The sequence below is a fragment of the Marinobacter salarius genome, from assembly GCF_032922745.1.
GTDB lineage: Bacteria > Pseudomonadota > Gammaproteobacteria > Pseudomonadales > Oleiphilaceae > Marinobacter.
In genome coordinates this window covers 3,569,281-3,582,531 of sequence record NZ_CP136693.1, presented here as the reverse complement: position 1 = coordinate 3,582,531, position 13,251 = coordinate 3,569,281, and the positions used below count along the sequence as shown (strand labels likewise).

Below are 13,251 nucleotides of genomic sequence, written 5' to 3'. Positions count from 1 at the left end.
GAAAATCAACAACTCAATACAGGTAGCTATTTGTTATGAGTGAGCTAATGTCACAAGCCATCGATCTGATGGTCGCAGGCATGGGGTTTGTCTTCGTATTCCTGATCATATTGGTGTTTGCAACCCTGCTCATGTCAAAACTGGTCCATCGGTTCGGCCCGCCTGAACCCGTTGCTCCGGCCCGTACTCCACGTGCAAGGCCTTCGGCGCCATCGTCGGTCGATCCTGACACCGCTGAAGCGATTAAAAAAGCGATTGCACAATACCGGTCACGCCACAAGAAGTGACCTGGCAGATAGATTAGAACCTTTAAACAGAAGGCTGACACGATGACTGACACAAAGAAACCGCTGGGGATTACGGACGTTATCCTGCGTGACGCCCACCAGTCCCTGCTTGCCACCCGCATGCGACTTGACGACATGCTGCCCATTGCCGAGAAACTCGACAAGGTTGGTTTCTGGTCTTTGGAATCCTGGGGCGGAGCTACCTTCGACTCCTGCATCCGTTACCTGGGCGAAGATCCCTGGGAGCGCATCCGTGAACTGAAAAAGGCTATGCCTAACACCCAACAGCAAATGCTGCTGCGTGGCCAGAACCTGCTGGGTTACCGTCATTACGCCGATGATGTGGTCGACCGTTTCTGTGAGCGTGCCGCCGAGAACGGCGTAGACGTGTTCCGGATTTTCGACGCCATGAACGATCCGCGTAACCTGGACCGTGCCATCAAGGCCGTTCGTAAGACTGGCAAGCATGCCCAGGGCACCATCGCCTACACCACCAGCCCCGTGCACACCATCGAAATGTGGGTTGAAATGGCGAAAGAAGTGGCCGACATGGGCGCGGACTCCATCGCCATCAAGGACATGGCCGGTATCCTTAAGCCTTACGTAGCTTTTGATCTGGTCAGCCGTCTGAAGAAAGAGCTGGATATTCCCATCCATATGCAGTGCCACGCCACCACCGGCATGTCTACCGCCACCGCCATCAAGGCCGCGGAAGCCGGCATCGATAACGTGGACACCGCCATTTCCTCCATGAGCATGACCTACGGCCACTCGCCCACCGAGGCGGTTGTTGCCATTCTGGAAGGCACAGATCGTGACACCGGCCTGGACTTGACCCTGCTTGAGGAAATCGCCAGCTATTTCCGCCAGGTGCGTAAGAAGTACGCGAAATTTGAAGGCAGCCTGCGTGGCACCGATTCCCGCATCCTGATTGCTCAGGTGCCGGGCGGCATGCTGACCAACATGGAAAACCAGCTGCGAGAGCAGAACGCGAGCGACAAGTTCGACGAAGTTCTGGATGAAATTCCCAAGGTTCGCGAAGACCTGGGCTTCATTCCGCTGGTCACTCCGACTTCCCAGATCGTGGGTACCCAGGCGGTACTGAACGTTCTGACCGGTGAGCGTTACAAGTCCATCTCCAAGGAAACCTCCGCCATCCTCAAGGGCGAGTACGGCGCTGCGCCGGCGGCCATGAATAAGGAGCTGCAGGAGCGCGTTCTGGATGGCAAGGAAGTGATGACCTGTCGTCCGGCCGATGTGCTTGAGCCGGAAATGGACAAGCTGACCGACGAGCTGAAGAAGCTGGCGGAAGAGAAGGGCATCAAGCTGGCCGACAACGTTGAGGACGACGTGCTGACCTACGCACTGTTCCCGCAGATCGGCCTGAAGTTCCTGGAAAACCGTAACAACCCGGATGCATTTGAGCCGGTTCCGACCGCTGAAGACGCAGCACCTGCCAAGAAAGCTGAAGGCCCGGAAACCTACACTGTCGATGTTAATGGCAAGAAGTATGTTGTTGCGGTGTCCGAAGGCGGCGAAATCAGCCAGATTCAGGGTGAAGGCGGTGCTGCATCCGCACCTGCTGCTTCCTCTTCCGCGCCTGCACCGGCTGCGGGTGAAGGCGAGCCTCTGGTCGCGCCTCTGGGCGGCAATATCTTCAAGGTTCTGGTATCTCCCGGCGACGCCGTGGAAGAGGGCGATGTGCTGATCATTCTCGAAGCCATGAAAATGGAAACCGAGGTTCGGGCACCGAAAGCCGGTACCATCGGCGAAGTCTTCATCAAGGTCGGTGATGCCGTCTCCCCTGATGATGAAATGCTGACAATCGCATAAGGGCCAGCATTCCATGGATAAATTAATGACACTCTGGACAGGTAGTGGCCTGTTCAATATGGAACTTGGCCAGGTGATCATGATCGCCATCGGCCTTCTTCTTCTGTTCCTTGCGATTCGCAAGGGGTTCGAGCCGCTGCTGCTGGTACCCATCGGGTTCGGCGGTATTCTGGCGAATATTCCGGAGGCAGGGCTTGCCCTGACTGCGGCGGAGAACGCGATTCATTTCGCCCTGAAGAGCGACACTACGCAGGTGCTGGCCGCACTGGCTGCGCCGCTGGATGTTGCTTATCAGGCCGGCCAGGCTATTACCCCTGAGCTGAAAGAAGCCTTCAAGGTGGCGGTCAAAGAGGCCAGCTACTCCGACATGGCGATGGCAAATGCCATTGCCCAGGACTTCGGCTATGGCAATGGCATGCTGTATAACTTCTATTCTGTGGTTATCGGTAGCACCATTGGTCCGCTGGTGATTTTCATGGGTGTCGGCGCAATGACGGACTTTGGCCCGCTATTGGCGAACCCCAAGACAATGCTGCTTGGCGCTGCAGCCCAGTTCGGTATCTTCGGAACCGTTTTGGGTGCTGCATTGCTCGATTGGCTGGGTATCCTGGACTTCACCATCCTTGAAGCCGCCGCAGTCGGTATTATCGGTGGTGCGGACGGTCCTACCTCCATTTATGTGTCCAGTGTTCTGGCGCCGCACCTGCTCGGGGCGATTGCAGTTTCGGCTTACGCTTATATGGCGATGGTGCCGATGATTCAGCCGCCGATCATGAAGGCGCTGACCAGCCAGAAAGAGCGGGCCATCAAGATGTCCCAGCTCCGCCCGGTGAGCAAAAAAGAGAAAATCGTGTTCCCGCTGGTGGTACTGATTGCGGTGGTTCTGTTCCTGCCGGACGCTGCGCCGCTTCTGGGTATGTTCTGCTTTGGTAACCTGATGCGCGAGTGTGGCGTGGTCGAGCGCCTGAGCGATACTGCCCAGAACGCACTGATCAATATCACAACGATTTTCCTGGGCCTGTCGGTTGGCTCCAAGCTGATGGCTGACAAGTTCCTGGATGCGCAGACGCTGGGTATCCTGGGCCTGGGTATTGTGGCCTTTGCTGTGGGTACTGCGTGTGGTGTTCTGATGGCGAAGCTGATGAACCGCTTCACCAAGGAAGCTATCAACCCGCTGATTGGTTCCGCTGGTGTGTCTGCGGTGCCGATGGCTGCAAGGGTATCCAACAAGGTCGGCCTTGAGGCCAACCCGCAGAACTTCCTGCTGATGCACGCCATGGGGCCAAATGTGGCCGGTGTTATCGGCTCTGCGGTGGCTGCAGGTGTGATGATCAAGCTGCTTAGCTGATTGTTTCACTTCAGCACCTGAGAGAAGGCCCCGCTTTTGCGGGGCTTTCTTGTTGTGCGCCAGGCATGGCGCGTAGCGCCTTGACGGGCGCTGTTCCGGTACAGGTGGTGCTGGCCGGATGACTTGGGGGTGCAAGTCCCCTGTGGACCCGGCAAGGGGAACCACTAGCCGGACGGCAAGGGTGTCCATCGTGAGATGGAATCTGAAGGAAGCCGCAGGCAAAGCACTGGCCTGACGAACAGAAATCGCATATGAGGCGGTCACACCGGGTAAGGCGTCAACTATCGTCAAAGCCCTGTACTTGCACGGAAGGTGTGGACGTAAATGCGGCGGGCATAAGTGTGAAGGTCACGCGTCTTACCCTGGGAAGTCTGGTTCTCTGCCGCTGTGCTACTCACTTCGCGAGAGGTGGGGATGGGGAGCCAGAACTCAGCCGAGGCCATAGTAGGTGCGTCACCGCGTACGGAAGGGCCGAACATGGTTGGCCGTTAGTAGGCGATGAGTTCTCGTAGTGTGCTTATGAAGACAGAAGCGACCCGGATGGGGCAGGGCATTCAGGAAGGCGCTGGACGGTATCCGGCAGAGACTGAAGTCCGTGTCGAGGCAGACGCGGGGGCTCACTCGTGGACGAACGCGGAGCCGAACACGCTGATGGAACAGGTGCTTGAGCGCCCGAACCTGATGCGTGCGTATCAGCGGGTGGTATCCAATAAGGGTGCCGCCGGTGTCGATCAGATGCCGGTGATGGCCCTGAAGGGCCACCTGCAACAGCATTGGCCAACGCTGCGCGAGCGGCTGTTGGCCGGAGACTACCATCCTCAACCGGTCCGCCGGGTCAGTATCCCCAAGCCGCAAGGCGGGGAGCGGACACTGGGTATCCCAACGGTGCAGGACCGCCTGATCCAACAAGCCCTTCACCAGGTGCTGAGCCCGACGCTGGAACCGACCTTCTCGGATCACAGCTATGGGTTCCGCCCCGGTCGAAGTGCCCACCAGGCGGTCAAGGCGATGCAGCAACACATCAACGACGGCCACCGCTGGGTGGTCGATCTGGATCTGGCCCAGTTCTTTGACCGGGTCAACCACGATGTGCTGATGAGCCTGCTGGCTTGTCGCATAGCCGACCGGCGGATACTCACCCTGATCCGGCGTTACCTGCAAGCCGGCATGCTCGAAGGAGGACTGGTCAGCCCGAGACGGGAAGGCACGCCGCAAGGCGGCCCCCTGTCGCCCTTGCTCTCTAACGTGCTCCTGACCGAACTGGATCGGGAGCTGGAGCGGCGGGGACACCGGTTCTGCCGCTATGCGGACGACTGCAACATTTACGTCAGCAGCAAAAGATCCGGCGAACGGGTGATGGCCAGTATTACCCACTTCCTGGAAACGCGCTTGCGCCTGAAGGTGAATACGGTGAAAAGCGCCGTGGACCGCCCCTGGCGTCGGAGCTTTCTGGGTTACAGCGTGAGCTGGCATAAACGTCAGGTCCGGTTGAGAGTCGCGCCCAAAAGCCTGAAGGCCTTCATGGCCAAGCTTCGCCCCCTGCTGAAACGGTCACGGGGACAGTCGTTGACGACCACCATCCGGAACCTGAACCCGGTGCTGAGAGGCTGGGCAAATTACTATCGCCTGACCGCCTCGAAGCGTTCGGTCGAAGCCCTGGATGGCTGGATAAGACGGCGGCTTCGCCTGATCCTGTGGCAGCAGTGGAAGCGGACCCGCACGCGGGCCCGCAACCTGGTACGGCTAGGCTTGACTGAGATAAGGGCTTGGAGGAGCGCGACCAATGGTCGTGGACCCTGGTGGAACAGTGGCGCGACTCATATGAACGCGGCCCTGCCTAAGAGGGTATTCGACCGTCTGTCTCTGGTAAGCTTGCTGGATACGATGACTCGGCTTCAGAGCCGACCATGAACCGCCGTGGTACGGAACCGTATGCCCGGTGGTGTGAGAGGACGGGGGAGGTAACTCCCCCTCCTACTCGATTTAGTCGCCTCCGCAATGGTGCTTCATCAATGAAAATCCCGGGAATTAACCGGTAACGTCTGAATCAGATGGCTCAAATCCGACAGCCTTCCTGCCATCACGTGAACAATATCGCCTTCTCTTTCCAGGATCCCTTTCACATGTAACAACCGGGCCGTTATCAACGGCTTGCGCTGCCGCCGTGCGGTTTCCAGCCAGACCACCACGTTTACGTTTCCAGTTTCGTCTTCCAGGGTAACGAAGGTGACGCCGGAGGCGGAGCCGGGGCGTTGGCGGCCTGTGACAAGGCCAGCAACCTGAACCGGTCGGCCAGGCTGGATATTCTTGAGTTGTTCAGCGTTGAGACAGAACTTCAGGTGCCCCTGTTCCCGGAGCAGGGCCAGGGGATGGCGCTGCAAGGTCAGGCCCTGGCTGGCGTAGTCGGCCAGTACATTCTGGCCTTCCGTGGGTTCGGGCAACTGGTAACAGTGTTCTGGCTGGTAATGAGCCGCTGTCTCTTTGGCAAAGAGCTCCGCGGGCTGTTCGTGCTCAAGCAGTTGCCAGTAAGCCTGATGGCGATTAGTGGTAAACGCTGGCATGGCGTTAGCGCCTGCGAGCAGTTCCATGTCGCGTTGGTTCAGGCCGGCCAGGTGACGTAGTTCGGCGGTGGACCGGTAACCTTCAGCCGGGCGATTGTTGTAAAGGCGCTCGGCGCCGCTGGCAGAGAGGCCCTGTATGAGCCTGAGCCCCAGACGCAAATGACGATTAGGCGACTCCAGGGTGTGATTCCATTGGCTGTGGTTTACATCCGGTGGTAGCACGGTGACGTCATGACGACGGGCGTCCTGGACCAGTTGGGACGGTGAATAGAATCCCATGGGTTGGCTGTTGAGCAGGGCGCAGTAGAAAGCGGCTGGGTAGTGGCGTTTAATCCAGGAGGACACATACACCAGCAGCGCAAAACTGGCGGCGTGGGATTCGGGAAAGCCGTAACCGCCGAACCCGCAGATTTGCAGGTATAACCGTTCGGCGAAATCGGCATCGTGGCCCCGTTCCAGCATGCCGTTGATCAACTTGTCCCGAAATGGCGTCAGGTCGCCGTGGGACTTCCAGGCAGCCATCGCACGGCGGAGCTGGTCGGCTTCACCGGCAGAGAAGCCAGCGGCCACCATGGCCAGCTTGATCACCTGCTCCTGGAAGATAGGCACACCCAGGGTGCGCTCCAGAACGTTCCGTACAGCGTCGTTGGGATAGTCCACCGGCTCCAGGCCATGCTTGCGACGCAGATAGGGGTGAACCATGTCACCCTGGATAGGGCCGGGGCGGACGATGGCCACCTCGATCACCAGATCGTAGTACTTTTCCGGTTTCAGACGCGGCAACATGTTGATCTGGGCACGGGATTCCACCTGGAAAACACCGATGCTGTCGCCTTTTTGCAACATGGCATAGGTGGCGGGATCTTCCAGGGGAATATCCTGCATGGAAAAAGGAGCACCCTTTTCCTCACTGATCAGGTCCAAGGCCTTGCGGATGGCCGTGAGCATGCCCAGGGCAAGCACGTCCACTTTCATCAGGCCCAGGCTTTCCAGATCGTCCTTGTCCCACTGTATGACGGTACGGTCCGCCATGGCCGCGTTCTCCACTGGTACCAATTCGGCCAATGGTCCGGCACTGATGACAAAACCACCGACATGCTGGGACAGGTGGCGAGGGAAGCCCAACAGGGTATTCACCAGAGTAAAGAACTGGTCGGCCACTTTCGGGTTGCGGGTGAGGTGTTTGTCGAGAATCTGCTGGCGCCAGTTGCTGGCCTTGTCCCGCCAATCGATGCCTTCCAAAAGCTGTTCCACCATGGCGGGATCAAAACCCAGGGCTTTGCCCACATCCCGGATGGCGCTGCGCGGCCGGTAGCGGATCACCGTGGCGGCCAGGGCTGCGCGTTCCCGGCTGTAACGCCGGTAGATGTACTGGATAACCTCTTCCCGCCGTTCATGCTCGAAATCCACATCAATATCGGGTGGCTCTCCACGATCCTTGGAGATGAAGCGCTCGAACAGCAACTCCACGCGAGCCGGGTTGACCTCGGTGATGCCAAGGCAGTAGCACACGGCAGAGTTGGCAGCCGACCCGCGGCCCTGGCACAGGATGCCTTTGCTGCGTGCGAAGGCGACAATATCCTGGATAGTGAGGAAGTAGTGCTCGTACTTCATCTCTGATATCAGGCTTAGTTCCTTGCGTATCAGCCTCTGAACGCTTTGTGGCGTGCCGTTTGGGTATCGCCGGCGTTCACCGTCTTGGGTCAGTTGTTTCAGGTAGGCCGCCGGTGATGTTCCGCCCGGCACCAGGTCCGGTGGGTATTCGTACTGCAAGCTACCCGGTTCGAAAGTACATTGCTCTGCAATCACCAGGGTTTCCCTGAGCCAGGCTTCCGGAAACAGGCGATCAAGAACCGGTAATGGTCGAAGGTAGCGCTCCCCGTTCTGGAACAGGCAATGGCCGGCGTTCTCCAGGTTGGTGTGGTTGCGCAGGGCCGTGAGCACATCCTGCAACGGTTGCCGCTCGCGGCTGTGCATGTGCACCTCTCCGGTGGCGGCTATCGGACAACGCAGGTGGTCTGCCAGCCAGCGTGCCCGGGCCAGTTGCTGCTCCTCTCCGGATTCAAGAGTGCGGGCTGCGGCTATCCAGAGATTCGGCTCAAACAGGCGCTGAAGCCACTCACCACAGGCCAGGGCCTGGTCTGCATCTGCAACAGTGGGTGAGGGTGGCAGCCACAGGCACACACAATCGTCCAGGGAATGGGTCTCGATATCCCGGAAGAATAACCGGTACTGGCCTTTCTCCGCTTGCCGTCGGCCAGTGGTGATCAACTGGCAAAGCTGACCATAACCCTTACGGGTGCGGGCCAGCAGGATGAAGCGGGGAGTAACCGCTCCGGGTGGGGCATCGTCAAGTTCAAACCAGCTGCCGGTGATCAGCTTTACCGGGCTGTCTTTCAGTGCGGCCCAGGCCCGAGGAATGCCAGCCACTGAGCAGGCATCTGTGATGGCCAGTGCAGAGTAGCCCAGCTCCAGTGCTTGCTCGGCCAGTTCATGGGGATGTGAGGCCCCGGTCAGGAAGGTGAAATTGCTGAAGCAGAAGAGTTCGGCATAGCTGAAGTTGTCCATCAGCCAAACCAGCCATGCACAAACCAGCCATCCCGCACATCCCGGAACACCCAGGCAAGCTGGCCGGTGGACAGCTCGGCAATGTAATAATCCCGGTGAACCCGCTGGCCATCCCACCAACCTCCACTGATCCGTTCCGGGCCCGAAAACCACATGGTCGGAGCTTCGGCCAGCGGTTGTGGCCCTTTGAGTAACCATAAAGGACGACGGGGTAACTGGTCGGGAGAAGGAAGGCGGCTATGATTTTTCCGCTGCACTTCGGAGGCCGACCAGGCCCGTTCGGGCCGGTGATCCGCCTGCGGCGATAACTGCCGTAATGAATGTCCGCCAAGCCGTGCCTGCAGACGGCTGATCAGGGTGTGCCAGGCTTCGTTCAGATCCTGCGTTTCACCCAGAAGATCCTGGCCAGAGGCCGCTTCCCGCCCCAGGAAGCGTTTAACGGACAGCACTAATGAGACCACCGGAGCCCTTAACGGGTGCTGCTCAAACCGTAGGCGGATAAGATTCAGAAATGCTTCGGCCCGATGCTCGGGGCCGGAGGTGCGAACCCGAATGCGGGTAGGCTCCTCATGCCGGTGCTGCAGGACCAGCAGCAGGCTGTCGGTATCCTGCTGTCGCCAGCACAGGTCTTCCTCGAGTTCTGACAGAATGCGCTGCAGGGGGAACAGCAGGCCCTGGGACTGCTCAATCTCCTGCACAAAATCCGCCTGCTGGCGAAAGGTGTGGGGCGGTTGCCAGGGTGTTTGTGGGTCCGCGCGGTTACCTTGGATTTTCTGCACATACGCGAGGGTTTCCGGCGACAGACGGCGGGCCAGTTCACTGGCAGGCAGTGCGAAGACCTCATCCAGGGTGTTCAGGCCGAGCCGTTGCAGACGGGTACAGGTTTTGTCATCGAACTCTGCCGTCAGCAGGGGCATCTGCCCCAGTGTACGCAGGATATGGCCTTTGTCCGCCGTGCACTCGCCCTTGCCGGCCCGGGCAATCAGTCGGGCGGCCAGTGGTGTGTGGCCGATGGCTGTCCAGGCGTTAAGCTGGCGTTCCTCCAGCCCCTGTTCCACCGTTTGCCAGACGGCTGCCAGCCCACCGTAAAGCCGCTGCAGGCTGCCCACTTCCGCCAACAGGCCATTCGGGGGTACCAATACGATATGAGCCGCGTACCGGTATAGCCAGCGCGCCTGGTCTTCCAGTATCCGGGCTTCCTGTTGGTGGTCCGCCCTGAGCATACGCAGCTCCGGAACCAGGCTGATAGCGGTTTTCAGGCGCATGCCAGCGCGTACTCCCTGGGCATAAGCTTCCGGGCAGGCCTGGATAATCTTCTGGCCGGAGCCTTCCACAACAGCCAGCGCCCCCTGGTTTTCGCGGGAGCGGCGAATATGATCCAGCAACAGGTGAGGAAAATGCAGGTACAGCCAGAGCATGATACGCCTTACCCGGTCTTGCCGGCCCAGGGGCCCTGGACCACCCGGGGGGCTTCCCGGAAGGCCAGATCCGCCCGGTGAGACATGGCTACGGAGCAACATTGGCCGGGCCAACTGCCGCGACGTTTCAGAACATTGACCTTGAGCGCCTGTTGACTTCCTGCCGTCAGATCCAGGCGTAGCGCCGCCGGGGAGTTCTGTTCGGCATGACGCCGTTCGCGGAACAGCACGCACACATTGCTGCCGGCCTCCGCAGCCAGTTGCAAGCGCCGTATGTCACGGGCAGCCAGTTTTCCGGGCCAGGCCATCACCAGGCCGGTGACCGGTGAACGCAGGCAGTTTTCCAGTGTCCACAGGAAGTCGCCATCGTCTTCGGTGTTGATCAGTATGACCTGATCCAGATTGACCCCTTCGCGGGCCAGGGCAGGGGCGTAGGGTGTATGGGGAGGGTTCAGCCAGAAGACGGTCTTACCTGCCTGAGAAAGCCGTTGCATCAGGGGGAGCAGCAGGTGCAGCTCACCAATGCCGGGCTCATCCAGCAGGCACTCACTCAACGCCCCACGGGGCCAGCCAACACCGCCGAGCTGGTTGTCCAGCACCTGGTAACCGGTTGGCTCCGTTGGCCGACCAGTGCGGGTATGGTGCTGACCCTGCCACACACGGTCGTCCTGCATCAGCGTATTCAGAATCTCGCTCATGGAAAGTTCTCTATATACTGTTTAAATATACAGTATTCTGAAAAAGACAGGATTTCAAGCAGTGGGTTGATAATGTGGCGGAACGAACCCACGCTTAGTAGTACAGCCATCAACCATGGAGGTTGAAATGAGTGAACTGACGAAACAAAGCTGTGAAGCCTGCAGCGCAGATGCTCCCACAGTCACTGCCGATCAGAAGCAAGCCCTGGGTAAAGATGTACCCGACTGGCAGGAGATTGAGCTGGACGGGGAGGAACAGTTACAGCGAGTGTTCAAGCTCAAGAATTTCGCCCAGGCCCAGGCATTTACCAACAAGGTGGGTGACCTGGCCGAAGAGGAAGGGCACCACCCCGCCATCCTTCTGGAATATGGCAAGGTCACCGTACGCTGGTGGACCCACAAGATAGGCGGCCTGCACAAAAACGATTACATCATGGCGGCGCGCACCGACGCAGCCTACAAAGACATGCAATAATTCACCAAACCCACCGGAAACAGGATGTGTAATGGCTGAAGACCGTACAGATAACCCACTAACCTTTCGGTTAGGCCATGAAGAACTGGTTATACGGCGCCGTTACGAAGTGCTCAGCATCATCAATGATTTCCTGATCGCCATCTGGTTTCTGGTGGGCAGCGTCCTGTTTCTGTTTCCCGAACACGAGAAGGCGGCCATCTGGCTGTTCATTATTGGCAGTTTCCAATTCCTGATTCGCCCCACCATTCGCCTGATCGGGCATATCCACGTACAGCGCATTCCGGAAAGCCGCTGGGAAAGTTAGAAGGTGTCGTCTATCGGGCTGCGAACTCCAAAGCCTCCTTTACGAACCACATGTGTGTAGATTTCAGTGGTGCGCACGTCGGCGTGGCCCAGCAGCTTCTGAATAGTGCGAATATCGTATCCGTTTTCCAGTAGGCGAGTGGCAAAGCTATGGCGAAACGCGTGGCTGTTTGCCTGCTTGTATACTCCCGCCTCACGAATAGCTAACCCGATGGCCCGTTGAACACCGCGATCCAGAAGATGGTGCCGGCGTAAGACGCCGCTACGCGGATCCATGGATAACTTGGCGGCTGGAAACAGATATTGCCAGGCAGGTTCTTTGCCTCCGCTGGGGTATTTTTGATTCAGAGAAAAGGGCATATAGACTTCGCCATGACCGCCGGCCAGGTCTTTCTTGTGCTGAACCAAGCAAGCGTCAATTTGCAGGGTTAATGGCTCTGCCAATGAGTCCGGGAGCAAGGTTGTTCTGTCCTTATTGCCTTTTCCACTGCGCACGATGATTTGCTGCATCCCGAAATCCACATCTTTCACTCTAAGTCTCAAGGCTTCGTTGATTCGCAGGCCGGAGCCATACATCAGGCGCGCAACCAACTGAGGAGCGCCTTCCAGGCCGTTGATAACGGCTTTGGCTTCATCATGGGTAAAAACGGTGGGTAAGCGTCTGGGTTTTCGTGCCATTTCAAACGATAGTTCATCCAGGGGCTGCTCCAGAAACTCGCGGAACAGAAACACGAGGGCATTCAGCGCAGTCCGCTGGGTACTGACACTGTTGTTACGCTGCACCGCAAGGTGCGATAGAAATTGTTCCACCTCTTTTGCCGAACACGCGGAAGGATGCTGCATACCATGAAAACGGATGAAGCGCTTGATCCAGTGGCAGTACGTCTGTTCAGTCTTGTAGGCCATATTTCGGCTACGAATCAGTGTGCGCAGCTGATCCATAAAGCGGGTAGGGTTGTCTGGCAACTTTGGTGGTACATCCAAAATCATCGGCTCAGCCTCCATGCTGTTTATTTATACAGCATTTTAGGCCTACTTTTGGGTTATTTCACGGTGAAAAACGGAGATATACGACAATTGTCGCAAAACTTCGTAAATTTTGTGCCAATGAGCTGACAACTCTATGAAAGATATGGAATAGTCGTTGAGGATCTATTTCAGATAAGCGAACAGGTGTACTGGGTGAAACTTGACAATTGACGCTTATTTTCAGACTGGGCAGTTGTTGAGCATTTTAATTCATTGAAAATAAAGGAAATTATGGTCAGTGACATCTGGGCGCATGGAAATAGGCGCGTTTTTGGTAGATGTCATTTGTCGTTGAATTAGCTGTTACAAAGCAAGGGAAAGTGCATAGCGATGATCGCCAGGGAATGGAAATGCCGAGTGCCTGAAGCCCACAATGAAGGGTTCACAGGCTATCTTTACCAAACCGGCATCAAGGATTCGTCCGCAACACCAGGCTTTCTCGGCGCTCAGATTTTACGCCGTTCCTTGGCGGCCGAAATTGAACTCACCCTCATCACGTACTGGGACAACCTGGAATCGATCAAGGCGTTCGCTGGCAACGATATTTCGCAGGCGCGCCTTTACCCGGAAGATGAGGTTTATCAGCTTGAGCCCGACCTTTCGGTGCAGCACTATGAAGTCATCGAACATCAGTTTTCGGCAGAGCAGCGGGGGTAAACGGGTGTACTTGCTTTGTAACCAGTCGTTCAAGTTCGTTCCCGGCCTGACGGCCGTCCACCGGACGCCCT

11 protein-coding genes are annotated in these 13,251 nt (G+C 57.8%); 7 read left to right on the top strand and 4 right to left on the bottom strand.

Translation table 11 applies throughout. The annotated features are described in order from the left end of the window. Positions 1–35: 35 nt before the first annotated feature. The 4 genes from R1T46_RS16665 to ltrA all read left to right on the top strand — a co-directional run bounded on the left by R1T46_RS16665 (position 36) and on the right by ltrA (position 5,379). Positions 36–287: an OadG family protein gene (locus R1T46_RS16665; protein WP_036206745.1), complete on the top strand. Its 252-nt coding sequence runs from the start codon at positions 36–38 to the stop codon at positions 285–287. A 42-nt stretch (positions 288–329) separates the two neighbouring features. Continuing rightward, positions 330–2,120 carry a sodium-extruding oxaloacetate decarboxylase subunit alpha gene (gene oadA / locus R1T46_RS16660; protein ID WP_075195257.1) on the top strand — a complete coding sequence of 597 codons (1,791 nt, stop codon included), beginning with the start codon at positions 330–332 and terminating at the stop codon, positions 2,118–2,120. A gap of 13 nt (positions 2,121–2,133) precedes the next feature. Beyond that, positions 2,134–3,468 carry a sodium ion-translocating decarboxylase subunit beta gene (locus R1T46_RS16655; RefSeq protein ID WP_369810904.1) on the top strand — a complete coding sequence of 445 codons (1,335 nt, stop codon included), beginning with the start codon at positions 2,134–2,136 and terminating at the stop codon, positions 3,466–3,468. A 519-nt stretch (positions 3,469–3,987) separates the two neighbouring features. Continuing rightward, positions 3,988–5,379: a group II intron reverse transcriptase/maturase gene (gene ltrA, locus R1T46_RS16650; protein ID WP_127401912.1), complete on the top strand. Its 1,392-nt coding sequence runs from the start codon at positions 3,988–3,990 to the stop codon at positions 5,377–5,379. Positions 5,380–5,477: 98 nt separating this feature from the next. On the opposite strand, the gene R1T46_RS16645 is transcribed toward ltrA, so the two are convergent. From R1T46_RS16645 to imuA, 3 genes are read right to left on the bottom strand one after another with little or no spacing between them, the layout of a single operon-like run. After that, positions 5,478–8,597: an error-prone DNA polymerase gene (locus R1T46_RS16645; RefSeq protein WP_213480177.1), complete on the bottom strand. Its 3,120-nt coding sequence runs from the start codon at positions 8,595–8,597 to the stop codon at positions 5,478–5,480. Continuing rightward, complete coding sequence (locus tag R1T46_RS16640; RefSeq protein ID WP_075196072.1) at positions 8,597–10,015, bottom strand: Y-family DNA polymerase; 1,419 nt, start codon at positions 10,013–10,015, stop codon at positions 8,597–8,599. The genes R1T46_RS16645 and R1T46_RS16640 overlap by 1 nt, the downstream gene beginning before the upstream one ends. A gap of 8 nt (positions 10,016–10,023) precedes the next feature. After that, the gene (gene imuA / locus R1T46_RS16635) at positions 10,024–10,713 is read right to left on the bottom strand and encodes a translesion DNA synthesis-associated protein ImuA (RefSeq protein ID WP_151981891.1); all 690 of its coding nucleotides are present in this window, start codon (positions 10,711–10,713) and stop codon (positions 10,024–10,026) included. 127 nt (positions 10,714–10,840) lie between these two features. Here imuA and R1T46_RS16630 point away from each other — a divergent pair, with 127 nt between their 5' ends. Further along, positions 10,841–11,188, top strand: coding sequence for a 4a-hydroxytetrahydrobiopterin dehydratase (locus R1T46_RS16630; RefSeq protein ID WP_040474671.1), 348 nt, complete (start codon positions 10,841–10,843; stop codon positions 11,186–11,188). Positions 11,189–11,219: 31 nt separating this feature from the next. Continuing rightward, the gene (locus R1T46_RS16625) at positions 11,220–11,495 is read left to right on the top strand and encodes a YrhK family protein (RefSeq protein ID WP_041336773.1); all 276 of its coding nucleotides are present in this window, start codon (positions 11,220–11,222) and stop codon (positions 11,493–11,495) included. On the opposite strand, the gene R1T46_RS16620 is transcribed toward R1T46_RS16625, so the two are convergent. After that, positions 11,492–12,499: an integron integrase gene (locus R1T46_RS16620; RefSeq protein ID WP_407070123.1), complete on the bottom strand. Its 1,008-nt coding sequence runs from the start codon at positions 12,497–12,499 to the stop codon at positions 11,492–11,494. The genes R1T46_RS16625 and R1T46_RS16620 overlap by 4 nt on opposite strands. A gap of 381 nt (positions 12,500–12,880) precedes the next feature. On the opposite strand from R1T46_RS16620, the gene R1T46_RS16615 reads away from it, so the two are divergent. Further along, on the top strand, positions 12,881–13,180 hold the full coding sequence (locus R1T46_RS16615) for an antibiotic biosynthesis monooxygenase (protein ID WP_317306235.1): 300 nt from the start codon (positions 12,881–12,883) through the stop codon (positions 13,178–13,180). Positions 13,181–13,251: the final 71 nt, after the last annotated feature.